Below are 18623 nucleotides of genomic sequence, written 5' to 3'. Positions count from 1 at the left end.
CTGGCGCCCGAACTTGCATACAACCGCATGCATTGTTCACCATACAGGAACGGCGGACGGACTTTACAGACCGCCGGCGAAACTAGGGAGAACCGGCAAGGTGATGAAGAAGAGATTGCTATTGGCAGCGCTTCTGGCGGCGGCGATCATCCCGCCGGCGGCCGCTCAGTATTCCGACAACGCGATCAAGATAGGGGTGCTTTCGGATCTTTCCGGACCGCTGGCGGACAATACCGGTCAGGGCGGAGTGACCGCCGCGCAGATGGCGATCGACGACGCCGGCGGCAGCATCGACGGCGTCCCGATCACGCTGATCTCGGCCGACCACCAGAACAAGGCGGATATCGGGGCAGCGATAGCGCGCAAGTGGTACGAAAGCGAAGGCGTTGACCTGATCGTCGACGTCCCGAACTCAGCGGTCGCTCTTGCGGTGCAAGGCATCACACGCGAGAAGAACCGCGTCGTGATCTTTTCGGGCCCCGCCATATCGGACCTTACGGGGAAGGCTTGCTCTCCCAACGGGTTCCACTGGACCTACGACACCTATTCGCTCGCCCACGTCGGAGGGGAAGCCGCCGTCAGCTCGGGCGCCAAGAGCTTCTTCTTCATCACGTCCGACTTCGCTTTCGGACATGCCCTCGAACGCGATATGACCAATGTCGTGACGGCCAAAGGCGCGAAAGTCGTCGGCGGCGTCAAGTCGCCCCTCAACAATCCCGATTTCGCTTCGTTCATCCTGCAGGCCCAATCCTCGAAGGCGGACGTGATCGTGTTGGCGACCTCCGGCGACGACACCACGAACGCCATAAAGCAGGCGGGCGAGTTCGGCGTCGGTCAGTCCAAGCAGAAGCTGATGTCGCTGCTGATCGCGATCAACGAAGTCCACGCTTTGGGCACGAAGACGGCTCAAGGAATGCTTCTGACCAGCGCGTTCTACTGGGACATGAACGACGAGACGCGGGTGTTCGCGAAGCGCTTCTTCGAGAAGCGGAAGGCGATGCCGTCCATGTATCAGGCGGGCGTATACTCCGCGGTCGCCCATTATCTGAAGTCCGTGAAGGCAGCGAAGACCGACCGCGCCGAAAAGCTCACGGCGAAAATGCGCGAGTTGCCGGTCAGCGACTTCATGACCAAAAACGGAGTGGTGCGCGCCGACGGGCGCGTCGTCAGGGACATGTATCTCTTCCAGGTGAAGACTCCCGAGGAGTCCAAGCAGCCTTGGGACTACTACAAGCTCCTCGAGACGATTCCGGGCGAGAAAGCCTTCCGGCCTCTGTCCGAAGGCGGCTGCGACTACGTGGCCAAACAGTGATAGCGTAGGCCGTGCGAGGGGGGCGCGGTCTACGCTTCCGCGGGGAGCTCGATCGGCCTCCGGCTCCCTGCGGCCCATTCGTTCCGATTTGCCGACCACTGAATACGTTGGTATACAATAAAAATCGGATTCGAGGCGGGCGTCGGATCCGGCCCTTATCTCCACGACCCGTCGGAGTAGATCGATGTCTCTGGGAGTTTTCCGTTCGCCGCGAAACGTCGTCTTCGGAGTCGGGCAGAGATTTCTCGTGGCCACGACCGCCAAACAGTTGGGCGGGCGCGCGCTGGTCTGTACGGACAAACGATTCGCCTCCGATCCGCAATTCGACGAAATCCTCAAGGAAATGAAGAAGGAAGGGAGCGATGTCGCCGTCTACGATGGCGTCCTTCCGGAAGCTCCGACCGACTGCGTGGAGGCCTGTCTCGAGCTGGCTAACGGCTTCAAACCGTCTCTGTTCGTCGGTATTGGCGGAGGAAGTTGCCTCGACGTGACCAAGGCGACCGCACTTCTGCTGGCCCATGGCGGAACGCTGTCCGACTACTACGGAGCACTTCGCGTTCCAGGACCGACCGCGCCCGTCGTGGCTATTCCGACCACGGCGGGGACCGGATCTGAGGTCACCCCCGCGGCCGTTCTCACCGACACGAAGCGCAAATCGAAGGCCGGCATCATAACGCCTCATGTGATACCGCATACCGCGATATGCGATCCCGAACTGACTTATTCCTGCCCGCCTGGCCTCACGGCCATCGCAGGTGCCGATGCTCTGACGCATGCAATCGAATGCTTCACTGCTGCGCGGCGGACTGCTACGGCAGACCTGTCGGCGACCCATGTGTTTTTGGGCAAGAACATGTTCAGCGATCACTTCGCGCGTTCGGCGATAGTACTTCTGCTCGGAGGCCTAGAAAGGGCGGTGAAGAACGGAGCGGACACCGAGGCCCGAGCCGACGTGATGTTGGGAGCGCTGTACGCCGGACATGCCCTGGCCTCGGCGGGTACGGCAGCCGCTCACGCTCTCCAATATCCGATCGGAGACTTGACGCATACGCCACACGGAGAGGGCGTTGCGGCGGTAATGCCCTACGTCATGGAGTACAATCAGCCGCGCTGCGTCGAGGAGTTCGACGAGATCGGAGAAATCCTCGGACTGCCCACTTCGCCCCATAGGTCGCCCGCCGTGGCGGCCAAGATCGCGGATCTTTTCGCCCGGATAGGAATTCCTAAGACGATTAGGGAAATGGGATATCCCGAAGATAAGCTGCAATGGGGCGCCGAACAGGCGATCACGTTTACGCGGCTCATTGACAACAACCCGCGCCTGCTCGACGTGCGGTCGTTGACGATGATCATGTCGGCCGCCTTCAGTGGTGACCGCGCAGCCCTTCGCTGAGCTTGGATCCCGGATCAGCGTCGATGGATAAACATCGCATCGTGGAAGAGCCCCAGGAGGCGTTCGACTATGTGGTAATTGGAGCCGGGTCCTCCGGATGTGTGGTGGCCAACCGCCTTTCGGCCTCTCCCTCGATCAGCGTTCTTCTCCTTGAGGCAGGGATCGGCGACTCCAGTCCATGGATAGGGATGCCGGGTGGCATCTTCAAGGTCATGCACAACCCCGATCTGAATTGGAATTTCGAGACCGGAGTAGAGGGGCAGTTGAACGGACGACGGCTGCGCTTTCCCCGCGGAAAAACTTTGGGCGGATCGAGCTCCATCAACGGGATGGTATATGTTCGGGGACAGCGGGAGGATTTCGACGATTGGCGCCAAAAGGGGCTTGCGGGTTGGTCGTACGAGAACGTCCTTCCGTATTTCTGCCGCAGTGAAGACAATCGCGATCACCACGATGCCTATCATGGACGCGGCGGCCCTCTCTGCATTTCGAGGGCGGCCTATTCACTTCCCATAGTCGATGATTTCGTCGCTGCCGCGGTTGAGGCAGGTCTGCCAAAAAACGACGATTTCAACGGCGAAGCCCAGGAGGGGGCGGGATACTTCCAATCCACGATACGCAACGGATTACGAGCAAGTTCCTCGGCCGCTTTCCTGAGGCCGGTGCGTCATCGCAAGAATCTCGTGGTTCGCACCAAAGCTCTCATCGATCGCGTCGTCATGGTGGACGGTAAGGCCGCGGCGGTTCGATATCTTCACGGAACGCTCGCTAGGACGGCTCGGTGCCGGCGCGAAATCATTCTCTGTGCCGGCGTGGTTGGTTCGCCTGAAATCCTTCAACGTTCCGGTGTCGGAGATCGAGTCCGACTGGAAGGTATGGGCATCAAGTCGATCGTACACTCACCGGAAGTCGGCGAGAATCTTCAGGATCACTTTCAGGCCAGGTTGGTCTTCCGGACGAAAGATCCCATTACGCTGAACGACAGGACAAGGGGCACGCTGAGAAAACTCGGGATAGGGATGGAATTCGCGTTGTTTCGAACAGGGGTACTCGCATCCGGCGTCAGTCCGGCTGGAGTGTTCGCGAAGACACTGCGCGATCTTGCGACACCCGATGTTCAAATACATTTTCAGCCGCTCAGCCTCGACAGCTACGATTCTGGATTGCACCCGTTTTCCGGCGTGACCCTTTCCGTTTGCCAGTTGCGTCCTTCAAGTCGAGGAAGGATCCACGTGACGTCGCCCGATCCTAGAAGTCGCCCGGACATTGAGGGCAACTATCTCGCTTCTTGGCTTGACCAGACGACTATGGTCCATGCGGTGCGCCTCGCTCGACAAATTGCAGAATCACCTCGACTAAGCCGCCATATTTCCGCGGAATGGGCACCTGGTGCCGAGTTGCAGACCGATGAGCAGATATTGGAGTACATCCGTTCCACAGGAACCTCGATCTACCACCCAGTCGGCACCTGCCGCATGGGGATCGATCCAGCCTCGGTCGTGGACGGAGAGCTGAAGGTGCGTGGCGTTCGGGGCTTGCGGGTAGCGGACTGTTCGATCATGCCCAGCATCGTGTCCGGTAACACCAACGCCGCGGCCATCATGATCGGAGAAAAGGCGTCTGACATTATCAAGATGTCTCTAACTTCTCCTGTCTAGATCGAACAGCGGAGCCTCGTTGCCATCACCATCTGCCCAAATAAGCCGCAGTGCCTCGCGCTGCCCAGTTACTCGATTGACATGCAAAATCATGCACCATAGCATACCAATGCATACAATGAGATAAACCCAGGACGACGCGATGGAGACGACCGCGGACAACGCTGTCGGTCGAACAATTTCGAGCCGCCGATCCGTCGAACGTCTCGGCTACGTTTTCGTGGCGCCGGCGATGATCTTGATCGGCGGTCTATTCTTCCTGCCGGTTCTCGGGCTAGTCGCGTACAGCTTTGCCACGCAGGACGGTCGCGGCGGTGCCGGATTGCCGGCGACGTTGGCGAACTACAGCAAATTCTTCGAAACCCCGCTCTATTCGAGCGTGCTCATGACGACACTTCGGGTAAGCGCGTGGACGGCGATTGCGTCAGCCGTCATCGCTTATCCGGTCGCGATCGCCGTCGTGCGCGGCGGCGTGATCGCGTCACGCACGATCACAATCGCGATAATCGCGCCACTTCTCGTCAGCGTGGTGGTTCGGACGTACGGGTGGCAGATAATACTCGCTAACTCGCCGACCGGCGTGCTTAACTGGCTGCTGCTGCATGCGGGCGTCATCTCTTCGCCCTTGCGCATTATGTACACCGAGACCGCTGTCGTGGTCGGCTCCGTGCACGTGTTCCTGCCCCTCATGATTCTGCCTCTGGCTGGTTCGCTGGGGCGGATACCGCCTTCGTTCGCGGAAGCAGCCGCAACCCTCGGAGCGTCTGCCTGGGCCGTCTTCTGGCGTGTAACGTTTCCGCTCAGCTTTCCGGGCCTGGCCGCGGGACTGAGCCTCGTTTTCTCGCTCACCGCCAGTTCTTTCGTCGGCCCACGGATTCTCGGAGGCACGGACGGACAGATGCTGGGTACTCTAATAGAACAGCAGGTCTCATCCGCCTACGACTGGCCGTTCGCTTCGGCCATCGCCGTCGTACTGGTTTCAACCGTGATGATCCTGAACTCGATCGGTCAGCGCTACGTCACAGCCAAACCCCATGACAAGGCGGGCTGAGCACATGAAGGCCGTTTCGAGCGATACCGGGTGGTTCGTGACTGCGTTCACTGCTTGCGTGGTTGTCTTTGTGCTTGCTCCAATCGTGATCGTCCTTGCCATGTCTGTTTCGGATTCGGAGCTTGCGATTTTTCCGCCGAGCGGCTTCTCCCTCCGCTGGTACGATGCCGTCCTCAGCGAACCGGATTTCATTAAAGCTCTCGGTTTGAGCGCCAGCATTGCTGCCCTGGCGACATCTGCATCGCTGGTGCTCGGAATACCGGCATCGATCGGATTGGTCCGATACCCATTCCCAGGCAGCCGAGTCGTTCAGAACGTGCTGTTGCTTCCATTGGTGTTCCCTGGCCTCATAACAGGTCTGGCTCTGCTGAAGCTCTTTGCACTCGCGGGATCCTACGATGCCTTCTTGAATCTTCTGTTGGCACACGTGCTCGTCACCTTTCCATACGTCCTGCGGACGGTGACCGCCAGCCTCGTACTCGTCGACACCTCGCTCGAGGAGGCCGCCAGGACACTGGGCGCAAGCCAATTCGGCGTATTTCGGCACGTGACGCTGCCACAAATCATGCCGGGCATCTTCGCGGGCGTGATCTTCGCCTTTATCACCTCATTCGACAATTTCGTCGTGTCGCTATGGCTTTCGGGGGCGGGTACGGTCCCGCTGCCGATATTGGTGTTCCAGCATCTTGCGACGGCCTTCGATCCATCGGTGGCGGCCGAAGCGTCCGTGATGGTCGCGATCGGAGCTTTGGCGGTCGTTTTGCTGGAGTGGAGCGTCGGCCTTCGTCGAACAGCGGCTCACTGAACCTCGTGGAGCGATGCATGTGGACAGAAAAAACAACCCGTACGGGAGAGGTAAGCCGCCGCGAGGTGCTCGGCGCAGTTGGTCTCGCCCTCGCGTCCCCGTTTGTCCTCCGCCGCGACGCTTGGGCGGAGGGCAAGAGCATCAACGTCGGGGTCTATGTCGGCAATTCCGGCGAGATCATCAAGAAGTACGTCGTTCCGGGCTTCGAGGCGAAATACCGCTGCAAAGTGAATACGACTAGCGGTCTGACGCTAACGCAGATCAATACGATGCGCGTCCAGCATGACAATCCGCAATACAGCGTCATGTGCATCGACGACTCCGCTGTTCCCGTCGCCAAAGCCGAAGACCTGATCGTCGAATTGACCGACGAGATGATTCCTAACGCAAAGAACGTCTTCGCCCGATTTCGCTTGTCCCATGGTTTGGCTTACGCCGCTTCCGCATGCGGTCTGTTTTTCAATCCATCAATGAACGAGCCGTTGCAAAGTTACGAGGAGCTCTGGCTTCCGCGTTGGCGGAAGCAGATCATCACGCGCGATCCAGCCAACACGATGAGCGTCTTCACGTCGATCATGGCGGCCAGCGTGGCGCTGGGAAAACCGTTCTCAGTTGCCCAATATGAATTGGATAAGGCTTGGCCGAAACTCGCCGAACTCAAGCCGAACCTTCTGACCGTTTTCACGGAATCGACCCAGGCAATGCTCGTCGTGCAGGGGCAGGCCAGCTACGGGGGAGTGGAAACCTCAAAGACCGTCTACCCTCTGATGAGGCGAGGAGCTTCGATGGATCTCTGCTACCCCAAGGAAGGGGCGTTCGGTCTCGTCAATTGCATGATCATGGTGAAGAACGGTCCGCAGCCCGAACTGTCGGCGGCCTTTATCGATTGGACCCTCGAGAGGGATGTGCAGCGCACCTTGGGGGAGAAGGAATGGAGCGGGCCCACCGTATCTGGCCTGGAATTCGCGGAAGGCGTCGCGAAAAGGCTACCCTATCCCGAAACCAAGATGGAGGCGATGAACCTCTTCGTTCCCGACTGGACCTTCCTCAACGGCAAGCGGGCCGAGATCATCGAAAAGCTGAATGGCGTCTTCAAGGGTTGAGTCGTAGCCGATGTCATTGTCTTCAGTCGGCCTACAGGTCGAACGCCTCAACAAGATCTACGATGGCTTCGCCGCTGTCTCCGATCTCTCGTTCGAGATCAAGGCTGGCGAGATCGTCGCGTTTCTGGGTCCGAGCGGATGCGGAAAGACGACCTGCCTCAGGATGATCGCCGGGCTGGTCGCTCCGACTAGCGGAACGATCCTTCTTGGGAACCGGGATATCACCGCCGTTTCCGTCCACCGCAGAAATATCGGGATGTTGTTCCAGAACTACGCTTTGTTTCCGCACTTGACCGTGGCTGAGAACGTCGCGTTCGGGCTCAAGATGCGAAAAGTCTCTCGGGCCGAGGTGAGCGAGCGAGTCAAGACCGCCCTCCAACTCGTGCAATTGCCGCAATTCGCCGACCGCCTTCCGGCCCGGCTATCGGGCGGTCAACAGCAGCGGGTCGCGCTGGCCCGCGCCCTCGCCATCGAACCTTCGTTACTTCTGCTGGATGAGCCGCTGGGAGCGTTGGACAAGAACCTGCGGGACGAGATGCAGGTTGAGCTGTTGCAGTTGCAGCGACGTCTCGGGATCACAACGGTGATCGTCACTCACGATCAGGAAGAGGCATTGACCCTGTCGGATCGCGTGCTTGTCCTGAAGGATGGAAAATTTCAGCAATACGGACGTTCGGAAGATGTCTACCTTCGCCCCGAGAATGAATTCGTCGCCGGCTTCGTCGGGGTTTCGAATTGCTTCAGGGGAGAGGTCGATCGCGAAGACGGTCTCGCGCGACTGCGCACCGAATCCGGTCTCTCGATCATGCTGCCGCCGTCGGTCGAAACTGCTCAGAGCACCACCGTGGTGGTGCGGCCAGAGAATATCACCTTGAAGCCTCTCGGGACGGGTGGCGGATCGGACACGAACGCCATTCCGGTCGTCATAGAGCAGATCATTTATCGCGGTGTGCAGACGCACTATCATCTCGCGACGGACGACGGACAAAAGCTGATCGTCTTCGCGCAGAACTCCGAAGGAGCCGTCGCCTCCGGCCTGCCGGGGTCCCGCGCGGTCGCGACGTGGAAGGTCGCGACGACCCACGTAATTCCAAACCAGCCCCGAACATGAACCAACAGGAGACGACATGATGGAGCAATTCCTGATTGAAGCCAAATGGCTCGCCGATCGTCTCGATGACAAGAACCTGCGCATACTGGATTGCACCACGCATCTCATCGCCGACCCGATAACGGTGTACCGTAAGGTCAGCGGACTCGAAGATTTCGAGAAGGGGCATATCCCGGGCGCTCAATTCGTCGACGTGCAAGCGGATCTTTCGGACAACGAGCAAAAGATCTCCTTCATGATGGGTAAACCGAACCGGATCGCTGAGGCTGTGGCGCGGCTCGGCATCGACCACTCCACGCAAGTCGTTCTGTACAGCACGAGCATGATGTGGTGGGCCACACGCGTTTGGTGGGTACTTCGGACGCTCGGCTTCAACAACGCGGCGGTTCTCGACGGTGGATTGTCGAAGTGGCGCGCGGAGAACCACCCGATCGAAACAGGCGGCGCGCGATCCGTTACTCCGCGCGCAGTCTCGCCGCTCGATTTGCGTGCATTGATGGTCGACAAGAACGATGTGCTGGCCGCGATCGGCGATAAGGAAGTCTGCACGCTGAACGCGCTCGCTCCGCCGCATCACGCGGGAAAGGAAGGGGCACCCGGCTTCGTTTATGGGCGACCCGGTCACATCAAGGGAAGCCTGAACGTGTCTGCGGCGAGCCTCGTCGATTCCGCAACGAACACTCTTCGGTCGGCGGAGCAGCTCCGAAAAATGATCGAGACGACCGGCGCGTTCGATGGCCGCGTGATCGCCTATTGCGGTAGCGGTATCTCAGCAAGTCTGCTCGCGTTCGTTCTTGTGATGCTCGGGCATCCGGACGTGAGTCTTTACGATGCGTCGCTGACGGAATGGGCGCCGGATGCGAATCTGCCGATGGAAACCGGGGAGAATTCGCTGCCAACGCGGTGATACCTGTTTTCGAACCACCACGCCCCCAAGATGCAGTCGCTTATCGCGATCCCAACCAGGGCGTGACGAGACGAGCGACGAGCGAAAAACAGAGGTAGGATCATGGCTTCCGTGAAGTTCCGTTACGTTTCCCGCTTCCGTGGAGGGTTGCCGCCCGGCGCGGCCCGATTCGGAGGAATGCCGAAGTTTAATTTCACCGGCGGCCACAACGACCCGCACATGATCCCGGTCGACGCGCTGGCCGCGGCCGCCTCGTCGGTGATCAAGAGGCACGGTTCCTTGCTCGCGATATACAATCTTGGACAAGGACCGCTTGGCTATCTGGGCCTGCGCGAGTTCCTCGCTTCGAAGTTGACGGGTACGCGCGGGATGAGCGTCACTGCCGACGACATCCTCATCACCTCCGGATCGCTTCAGGGCATCGATTTCGTGAATGAAATCCTGCTCGAACCCGGCGACACAATCCTGGCTGAGGAATTCACCTATTCGTCCGTCCTCACGCGGGCCAAGAAACGCGGAATCTCCGTCGTACCCGTTCCGGTCGATGGAGACGGTCTGCGCATCGACCAACTCGAAGCCATCCTGTCCGATCTCAAGGCGAAGGGCGTAAAGCCTAAATACCTCTATACCATACCGACGATCCAGAACCCGACGGGCAGCATTCTACCCCTTGAACGGCGACTCAGTTTGATCCAACTGGCGAAGACGCACGAAGTCCCGATTTTCGAGGATGAGTGCTATGCCGATATCGTCTGGGCCGACGATGCGCCGCCGGCGTTGTATGCCATCGACCCGACGCAAGTGATACATATCGGATCGTTGTCTAAATCGCTCGCTCCCGCCCTCCGACTCGGTTACCTGGTAGCTGGCTGGGAGGTGCTGAGCCAAATCATCGCCCTGAAGACCGACGGCGGCACCGGCGCCATCGACCAGATGGTCGCCGCAGAATACTTCTCGACACACTTCGACACGCACATTCGCAAGCTCAAAAGTGGTCTCTTGCGGAAGCTGGAAACGCTTGTCAAAGCAGTCGACCGCGAGTTCGGTACCGACGCGGAGCTCACCGTACCTAAGGGAGGTATCTTCGCCTGGCTCAAGTTTCCGGAGGGCGTCAAAGTGAGCAGTCTGACGGCGCCATCAGCGGAGTCCGGAATTGCCTTCAACCCCGGTCCCGAATGGGCCTGTGCCGCAGGGTCGGCGGACAACATGTTGCGACTTTGCTTCGCGCTCACGACCGAGGCGGAGATCGAGGAGGGGATGCGCGAACTGGCCCGGGTATGCTTCGAAACCACCGGATTTCCCCGAAGAGGCGACAACAGGGCGCGGATCGAGCGTAAGCCGGACAAATGAAACAAGGAAACACCGACGGAGCACTCTCCCGTCCGCCAGCCGAATTTACGAAGGCTGCTTCGGCCTCCCGAAACGTGAGATCAGTTCGACCAGAAAGCGGCGCACCTCGTCGACTCGTGATTGTGAAAATTCCGCCAGATAGTTGCGTTCGTAGCCCTTCCACCGATCGCGGATGACTTCGCGTCGCGTCAGGCCTTTTGTCGTCAAGACCAGCCTTCCGATCTCGTCTCGTAGAGCGTCTCCGCCCGCTACGAGATCCGCAACGGCGTCATCGGCCACCGTCCTCGGAAGAAAGACTCGGGCTGTCAGTTCCTCGGAAGTAATGCGGGGATTGTCGGCGAGGCCAAACAGGACGTAGTTCTGGGAGATGTTCAGCCCCTCGGCGCGGCGTTGCTCCTCGAATCCGTTCGCTATAAGATAATGGCTGCGGAAGATCAGCTTGAACAGCGGCGCGAGTTCGTCGAGGCATGCGTCCGGCGAGTTGGCCGCCCACTGTTCAGTCTCACCAAGCATCGGATGATCGGCGGCGACGGCATATCGGCCTTGGACGAAAACGAGGGGTTCCCTTTCGTAGCGGCAGAATTTGCGGACGCGACCGATCAACAGTTCGTGGTCACCGCCGTCAACCCTCGATTCGACGGTGCATTCGATGGTTGCCGAAACGCCGTTTATTATAGGAGATCCGCTAACACCGATGCCGCGCGACAGGCCGCGGAACTTGTCGGCCTCCGAACTCGCGAAACGCTGTGAGAGCGCAATCTGGTCCACCGAGAGTACGTGGACCGCAAAATGCGACGATCTCCGGAAGATTTCGAAGCTCCTCGAACTCCGTTTGAGCGACCAAAGCACCAGAGGCGGCTCGAGCGACAGCGCGCTGAATGAATTCGCCGTCACGCCAACATCGATACCTTCGTGGCTCGCCGTAATTATGGTAACGCCTGTAGCAAACTGCCCCAGACAGCGACGGAACTCGCGGTCGTCGAGCGTCGATTGGTCTCCGGCGTGTTCGCGCCCGTTCGCGAGAGAATCGTTGCCTTTCGTCATTCGTTTCCCCGATAGCGCAGAACCTTCTCGAAAGCATAGCAGGTCGTCGCCCGGCGTCTAGTCGTATACAAATGAGTACAACTGCATATTCGATAGATCGCTAACTTTTGTGCAATGTCAGCCGTCTAAAGATGGATGAAACGCATCGAAAAACCCAAAGATGACGGCGAGCCTTGTGGCGGCCGCGCGGCGGACGCTGGACGGCTTCGCGGTGGCGGCCGTACTCCCGACGATTGCCGAGGATCTGCCCGTCAGTACCGCTCAGTCCGGCAATCACCTTCTGCCTAGTCGCTCTTACGGTATTCGAAGTCTCCCATCTGCATCATCGAACCGGGCGACGAGGTCGTGCGCGATACCGACGATCTTGGCTTATGAAAGCCCAGGCGCCCGGCAATGCAGATCGTTCTTGCCGGATTGCATCTTATTGCATACAATTGTGGACAATATAGAGAGCAAACGTCGCCCCTAACCCAGTCTGGGGGGCAAGATGCGGACACGCGATATGTCTTCGACAGCTGCGGACAGAAAAGTGCAGGGCGACGCCGACGAACGGCTAGGGTCGATCCGTCCAACGCGATGCGCGATGCGCATGTCCGCTTGGAGGCGTCCACGACAAAACCAAATCTCAACGAGAATATCAAGGCACGCACGATCATGAAGAAGATACCTTTGCGTCACGGCATATTCTTGGCTCCCTTCCATGACGTTGAGGAAGATCCCAGCACTTGCCTTCAACGCGATCTCGAATTGGTGGAATTGGTCGAAAGGCTCGGATACGAAGAAGCGTGGGTCGGGGAGCACCACTCCGCCGGCTTCGAGATGATTGCCAGTCCGGAACTGTTTATCGCCGCTGCCGCCGAGCGCACCAGGCGGATCTATCTCGGCACGGGTGTGGTTTCCTTGCCGTATCACAATCCCTTCATGGTCGCCCAACGCATCATTCAGCTCGACCACATGACGCGGGGTCGGGTGATTTTCGGCGCCGGACCTGGCCTGTTGACGTCGGACGCTCTGATGATCGGACTCACGCCGGAGGTCCTTCGAGATCGACTGGTCCAGGGTCTGGACGTGATTCTCAGATTGTTCGCGGGTGAAACCGTTACGGAAAAAACCGATTGGTACAATCTGTGGAACGCGCGCCTTCATTTGATGCCCTATACCTATCCGTATCCCGAGGTGTGCGTGGCGAGCGCGGTGACGCCGTCCGGCGGCCGCGTCGCCGGCAAGTATGGTCTTGGCCTCATCTGTATGGCCGCGACCAATCCGAACGGTTTCGATGCGCTGGGAACGAATTGGAAGATCGCCTGCGATTTGGCGGAGGGGCAGGGTAACTCCATGGATCCGGGCGGGCTGCGTCTGGTCGCCCCGATGCACATCGCGGAGACGCGCGATCAGGCGCGCAAAAACGTCATGCACGGCATCGAGAAATGGCTCGACTATCGCATCAGCATAAACCCCACCGTTCCTCTCCGGAAGGGCAGCACAATCGACGAGATGATAGATAACGTCATCCAGGATCAAGGGGCGGTCATCGGAACTCCCGACGACGCGATCGCCAAGATCGAAGGGCTGTACGGCAAGCAAGGTCAATTCGGCGCGCTGCTCATCTCGGCCAATGACTGGGCGAACTGGGAAAACTCGAAGAAATCGTACGAGCTGTATGCGCGTTTCGTGCGGCCGCATTTTTCTGGGACAAACCGCAATCGCGTGGCATCGCTGGAATGGGTGCGCGAAAACGCGCGCTCGTTCGGCGAGCGATCGAAGAACGCCCAGCGGCAGGTGTTCGAGAAGCACGAAGCCGAGCTCGCAAGGTCCGCGACCGAGAATGAACAAAAGCCAGGCCTCTTAGGTCGTAGGCACTCGTGAACGGTCTGCTGGAGCATTTCTCACGGGCCGCGTTGCCATAGTCAGCGGCGGCGCGGCGGGAATAGGTTGCGCGGTCGCTGCAGGCCTGGCGCGTTGCGGGTGCATCGATGCGCGAAGCATTGCGAAACGATGCGTTGATATTGGTGAACGCCGCGGGCATCGCAGGTCCCGGAAAGCGTTCCGATCCCGAGTTCGACGCGAAATTCGACAAGGCCTTCGACGTCAACTTCCGCGGAACCCTTCATCTCTGCGGCGCCTTTGGCAATCAGATGAAGTCCACCAAGGGATCGATAGTGAACATAACCTCGATCGCCGCCATGATTGCCGGGAGCGCGGCGCGCCGGGACTGACTGAAACCGACATGACGCGTGACATATTGCAGGACCCAAATCGGCTGGATCGAACGAACGCTAGGAACTTCCTGAAGCGAACCGGCAAACCGGACGACGTTGTCGGGGCGGTCTTGTTTCTCGCATCGTCTCTTTCGCAATATGTGACGGGACCAGTGATCCCGGTCGACGGCGGATACACGGCCGCCTAGCCGCGCGGTTGTCACGAACTTGGCGGCCAAGCCGACACCCAAGGAAGTTCGTTAGGCGTGGCCTAGTCTTTTCGCAGAGCATTGCATACAGTTGCATACTTTAACATTGACTGGGATTTCTTCATCGACAACAATCGTTCATGACAAACGGGTGACGCCGCGAGTACCGGTCGAAGCTCTCTGCCAGGCGGAGTCTTTACGTTCGGAGGAATTCAAGATGAGCTCGGTTCGAACGAGAATTCCGCGGCGTCGTTACCTCATATATTGCCTTCTTTTCACATTGAGCTGTGTGAACTACGGTGATCGGGCAGCTCTGTCGGTCGCCGGCTCGGACATCATGTCCGAATTCCATCTCACCCCGGTGGAGATGGGGTGGCTGTTCTCGGCGTTCATGTGGGCCTATTTTCCCCTCAACCTTCCTACCGCGATGCTTGTCGACAAGTGGGGCACGCGGCGGGTCGCCGCCATCGCTGTCGCCACGTGGTCTTCCGCGATGGTACTAACGGGTGCAGCCTGGAGCTTCGTCTCGTTGTTTGTCATGAGATTGCTGCTGGGCATCGGGGAAGCGCCGTCGTTTCCAATGGCCAATCGAGCGATTAGAGAATGGGCTCCGGGACCCGAAAGGGGCTTCGCGTCGATAGTCTTTTGTAGCGGAATATCCGCCGGAATCGCGATGGGCGCCGCGGTGACCTCGTTGCTCGTCGCAGGAATAGGTTGGCGTGGAACATTCGCCATCCTCGGCGCCGCCGGCTTCGTCTGGGTAGCGGTTTGGTTGCTGTTCTATCGCGATCCCACGCAGGCAGGATGGCTCCAGCCGGAGGAACGCGACTTCATCGTGTCCCAGCGCAACATGGAAAGCGACACCAAGGCGACGTCGGGTACGCTCATCGCCCTCCTGTCGCAGGTATCGACCTGGGGGCTGATCATCACTCAGATCTGCAACAACTTCGCAAACTTCTTCTTCCTCACGTGGCTTCCGGTCTATCTGAACAAATCACACAACTTAACCGTATTGCATTCCGGCCTGTACACGGCGCTTTGCTATGCGATCGCCTGCGTCGCTGCGATAGCGATCGGCGCCTTTGCGGATTGGTTTCTCATCCGGATCCGCGCAAAAAGTGGTGCGCGAAGATATGTCGTAACCTTGTTTTTCCTGCTCGGTGGCGTGATGATTTTCGCGCCTTACGTTCAGTCTGAGGTTGCCTTGATGACGCTTCTGACCGCGACGCTGATCTGTATCGGCGTCTCCGGCTCCTACAATCAGGCTCTCGCCAGTGATCTTCTGGTGGACGGCAAGGCGATGGCTACGCTCATCGGAATCATGTTCGCATTCAGCAACGGCTTCGGGCTTACTGCGCCAATCATCGCAGGCTTCGCTCTTCAAATGACGGGAAGCTTTACGGCGGTCTTCATGATCGCGACAGGACTCATGGCCGTTGGCGCCATCTCTTCGCTCTTCCTAACGGCACGGCCAATAACCTTGAAGGCAACTCAGGTTTCGGTCGTTTCGGCGGCTTTGAGGGGCACCGAGCTGCCCCGCGCCTGAAGAGGCGCGCGTCTGACGGCAATTGTTATCGACCGAAAAGTCCTAAAGAAAGCCCGTCAGAAGAATGTGAAGGTCGTGACTTCGATGCTCTCGCGCGGCGACGCGCCAACGGGCTCAACGGACAGGTCCGCGAGATATCGAAGGTAGGCCTCAACCCTCGTATCGCAATCCACTTCGTGGAGATACGTATGGTCGCACTTTGTCCAACTGTCGTCTCGCTTCCGACGTAGATGTATACAAAGGAATACAAATGGGCTAGACGATTCAAACCGAAGCTCATTTTAATCCGACCGGAAGCCACGTGATAGATTCGAAGCAGTTTGATGTCGTTGTTTTAGGCGGCGGCAATGCCGCGCTCTGTGCAGCCATATCGGCCGCGCGGCAAGGGGCCGCGGTCGCAGTGCTTGAAGCGTCGCCGAAGTTCTATCGCGGCGGAAACACTCGACACACTAGGAATATGCGTTGCGCCCACGATACGGCTACGGAGACGCTGACCGGACCCTATGGCGAGGAAGAATTCTGGGAAGATCTGCTGAAAGTGACCGGCGGCCAAACTGACGAGCAGCTTGCGAGATACATGATCAGCGAATCCAAGAAAATGTTGACCTGGATATCGGAGCAAGGCGTCCGGTTCCAACCTTCACTCGGTGGTACGCTCAGCCTAGGTCGGACGAATTCCTTCTTTCTGGGCGGCGGCCGTGCGATGCTGAACTCGCTCTATCGAACCGCCGAGCGTCTAGGTGTGACAATCGCCTACGACGCGGAAGCGATTGATCTCGATATCGAAGACGGTGGTTTTCGATCGGCAACGATCCTGTACGCCGGAAAGACAAAGCGCGTCGGCGCCCGGAACCTCGTCGCCGCGTCCGGCGGGTTTGAGGCCAATCTAGAGTGGATGGAAGAATATTGGGGGCCAAGAGCCAGGAAGTTTCTTGTGCGCGGGACGCCCTATAATCGTGGTTCGGTCTTGCGGATGCTCTTGGACGTCGGTGTGGCCGAAGTCGGAGATCCGACGCAGTGCCACGCGGTCGCTATCGATGCGCGCGCACCGAAATTCGATGGAGGCATTATCACGCGACTCGATTGCGTCGTGTTCGGTATCGTCGTCAACAAGGAGGCGCGGCGATTCTACGACGAAGGGGAAGACATTTGGCCGAAGCGGTACGCGATTTGGGGTAGGCTCGTCGCGGGCCAACCCGATCAGATCGCCTACATTATCTTCGACGCATCGTCGATCGATCTGTTCATGCCTTCGCTCTATCCGGCGATCGAAGCGCAGACGATCGCGGAATTGGCGGGCAAGCTTGAACTCGACCCGACGCAACTGTCGAAGACCTTGGCGGAGTTCAACGCCGCCGTCAGGCCGGGAAGCTTCGACCATACCAAGCTGGATGACTGTCGGACGGAGGGATTGGACCCTCCCAAGACTCATTGGGCCCGGCGAATCGAGCGTGCGCCGTTCTACGCGTATCCTGTGCGGCCGGGCATCACGTTCACCTACCTGGGCACGAAGGTCGACAGGAATGCCCGCATGGTCATGCGGGATGGTCGACCTTCGAAGAACATGTTCGCGGCCGGCGAAATCATGGCTGGCAACGTTCTCGGCCGCGGCTATGCGGCAGGTATCGGCATGACGATAGGAAGCGTGTTTGGACGTATCGCCGGACGAGAGGCTGCAAAAAATGCATGCAACTAAGGTCTTGGAGGAAGCGGGCCGTCTGATGACGGTTTGCAATTCCTGCAGATATTGCGAGGGCGTGTGCGCGGTATTTCCCGCAATGGAGCTGCGCAAGTCATTCACTGATGGCGACCTGAACTACTTGGCCAACTTGTGCCACAACTGCGGCGCCTGTTACGACGACTGTCAATATTCGCCTCCGCACGAGTTCGACGTCAACGTGCCTGCGGCTCTCGCCGCAGTACGAGTCGAATCTTACGCGGCTGCGGCTTGGCCATCCGCATTGTCCGGCATGTTCCATCGCAACGGGCTCGCGATCTCGATCGCAGCGGCGCTCAGCGTGACGGTCTTCGTAGCGGGATTCGTGGGCCTGACCGATCGTCATGCACTGTTCGCCAAGCATTCGGGGCCCGGTGCGTTCTACGAGCTGTTACCGCACGACGCCATGGCCGCCATCTTCTGCGCGGCGTTTCTCTATGCCGCTGTCGCGTGCGCTCTGAGCGCGAAGAGGTTTGTCGCCTCCTTTGGAGCTCTAAGGCGGGACATGACCGACCCGGTCGCGCACGCTCGCGCAACACTCGCTTCTGGCTCACTACGATATCTGGACGGCGGAGGAGGCGGCTGCGCGGACGACGGTGCCCACCGCGTCAACTTGCGCAAAGTCTTCCACCACATGACTTTCTACGGCTTCGCCCTGTGCTTTCTTGCGACGGCGGTAGCCACGGTTTACCACTATGCATTCGGGCGCGAAGCGCCGTACGCGGTGGACGATCTGCCCGTGTTGCTCGGAACGCTCGGAGGCATCGGATTGATTGTCGGTCCGATAGGCCTTTTGGTTGCCAAGAGGCTCCGCGATCCTGCTGTTGTCTCGAAAGCTTCCTATGGAATGGACGTTGCGTTTATCGTCATGCTGTTGCTGACCGGAGCGACCGGCATGATTCTATTGGCCGCTCGCGACACGGCCGCCATGGGAGCGCTTCTCGCGCTGCATCTCGGCGTCGTGTTCGGCCTCATGATCACGATGCCGTACGGAAAGTTCATACATGGTCTGTTCCGCTACCTCGCTCTTGCTCGTTACGAGCGAGAACGGATCGTCGTCGCGAACGGCGCATTCTCGGCGGTAGATGATCCGCCGAGCGCGGCGGCCACGCTCGGCTCCTGAAATTCGCGAATGCGCGATCTGCGACGAAAGTGAAGGGTCCGAAGGGCGAGCCGCCTTCGAAAGATGCAACCGCAGCCTCAATACGAGGCATTCCGT

General features: G+C 59.1%; 16 protein-coding genes. 15 read left to right on the top strand and 1 reads right to left on the bottom strand.

Annotated features, from left to right (window positions below):
- The first annotated feature begins 103 nt into the window (after positions 1-103).
- From UP09_RS05490 to UP09_RS05450, 9 genes are all read left to right on the top strand, one after another.
- Positions 104-1312, top strand: coding sequence for an ABC transporter substrate-binding protein (locus UP09_RS05490; protein WP_044537029.1), 1209 nt, complete (start codon positions 104-106; stop codon positions 1310-1312).
- A 184-nt stretch (positions 1313-1496) separates the two neighbouring features.
- Positions 1497-2705 carry an iron-containing alcohol dehydrogenase gene (locus UP09_RS05485; RefSeq protein ID WP_044537028.1) on the top strand — a complete coding sequence of 403 codons (1209 nt, stop codon included), beginning with the start codon at positions 1497-1499 and terminating at the stop codon, positions 2703-2705.
- Positions 2706-2728: 23 nt separating this feature from the next.
- On the top strand, positions 2729-4363 hold the full coding sequence (locus tag UP09_RS05480; RefSeq protein WP_044537027.1) for a GMC family oxidoreductase: 1635 nt from the start codon (positions 2729-2731) through the stop codon (positions 4361-4363).
- Positions 4364-4505: 142 nt separating this feature from the next.
- Positions 4506-5414 (top strand): ABC transporter permease, encoded by a 909-nt coding sequence (locus UP09_RS05475; protein WP_044537026.1) that lies wholly within the window; start codon positions 4506-4508, stop codon positions 5412-5414.
- 4 nt (positions 5415-5418) lie between these two features.
- Entirely contained in the window at positions 5419-6219 is an 801-nt protein-coding gene (locus UP09_RS05470) for an ABC transporter permease (protein ID WP_044537118.1), read from the top strand.
- A 17-nt stretch (positions 6220-6236) separates the two neighbouring features.
- Positions 6237-7322: an ABC transporter substrate-binding protein gene (locus UP09_RS05465; RefSeq protein ID WP_082069983.1), complete on the top strand. Its 1086-nt coding sequence runs from the start codon at positions 6237-6239 to the stop codon at positions 7320-7322.
- A 10-nt stretch (positions 7323-7332) separates the two neighbouring features.
- Positions 7333-8433: an ABC transporter ATP-binding protein gene (locus UP09_RS05460; protein ID WP_052832970.1), complete on the top strand. Its 1101-nt coding sequence runs from the start codon at positions 7333-7335 to the stop codon at positions 8431-8433.
- A gap of 16 nt (positions 8434-8449) precedes the next feature.
- Positions 8450-9340 (top strand): sulfurtransferase, encoded by an 891-nt coding sequence (locus tag UP09_RS05455; RefSeq protein WP_044537024.1) that lies wholly within the window; start codon positions 8450-8452, stop codon positions 9338-9340.
- A gap of 102 nt (positions 9341-9442) precedes the next feature.
- Positions 9443-10690, top strand: a complete 1248-nt coding sequence (locus UP09_RS05450; RefSeq protein WP_044537023.1) for an aminotransferase-like domain-containing protein — start codon at positions 9443-9445, stop codon at positions 10688-10690.
- Between the two features lie 45 nt (positions 10691-10735).
- On the opposite strand, the gene UP09_RS05445 is transcribed toward UP09_RS05450, so the two are convergent.
- Positions 10736-11734 (bottom strand): flavin reductase, encoded by a 999-nt coding sequence (locus UP09_RS05445; RefSeq protein ID WP_052832968.1) that lies wholly within the window; start codon positions 11732-11734, stop codon positions 10736-10738.
- Between the two features lie 393 nt (positions 11735-12127).
- Here UP09_RS05445 and UP09_RS05440 point away from each other — a divergent pair, with 393 nt between their 5' ends.
- The 6 genes from UP09_RS05440 to tcuB all read left to right on the top strand — a co-directional run bounded on the left by UP09_RS05440 (position 12128) and on the right by tcuB (position 18527).
- On the top strand, positions 12128-13600 hold the full coding sequence (locus UP09_RS05440) for an LLM class flavin-dependent oxidoreductase (protein ID WP_197082609.1): 1473 nt from the start codon (positions 12128-12130) through the stop codon (positions 13598-13600).
- 107 nt (positions 13601-13707) lie between these two features.
- A complete protein-coding gene (locus UP09_RS05435) occupies positions 13708-13950 on the top strand; it encodes an SDR family oxidoreductase (protein WP_044537022.1) in 243 nt (80 codons plus the stop codon).
- A gap of 11 nt (positions 13951-13961) precedes the next feature.
- The gene (locus tag UP09_RS38940) at positions 13962-14141 is read left to right on the top strand and encodes an SDR family oxidoreductase (RefSeq protein ID WP_082069982.1); all 180 of its coding nucleotides are present in this window, start codon (positions 13962-13964) and stop codon (positions 14139-14141) included.
- Between the two features lie 217 nt (positions 14142-14358).
- The gene (locus tag UP09_RS05430) at positions 14359-15687 is read left to right on the top strand and encodes an MFS transporter (protein ID WP_082069981.1); all 1329 of its coding nucleotides are present in this window, start codon (positions 14359-14361) and stop codon (positions 15685-15687) included.
- 301 nt (positions 15688-15988) lie between these two features.
- Positions 15989-17383, top strand: a complete 1395-nt coding sequence (gene tcuA / locus UP09_RS05425; protein WP_044537021.1) for an FAD-dependent tricarballylate dehydrogenase TcuA — start codon at positions 15989-15991, stop codon at positions 17381-17383.
- Positions 17370-18527 carry a tricarballylate utilization 4Fe-4S protein TcuB gene (tcuB, locus tag UP09_RS05420; RefSeq protein WP_044537020.1) on the top strand — a complete coding sequence of 386 codons (1158 nt, stop codon included), beginning with the start codon at positions 17370-17372 and terminating at the stop codon, positions 18525-18527. The genes tcuA and tcuB overlap by 14 nt, the downstream gene beginning before the upstream one ends.
- Positions 18528-18623 lie beyond the last annotated feature (96 nt).

The sequence above is a fragment of the Bradyrhizobium sp. LTSP885 genome (assembly GCF_000938305.1).
Lineage (GTDB): Bacteria > Pseudomonadota > Alphaproteobacteria > Rhizobiales > Xanthobacteraceae > Bradyrhizobium.
The sequence above is the reverse complement of the archived record's forward strand: the minus strand, read 5'-3'. Positions and strand labels throughout refer to the sequence as shown.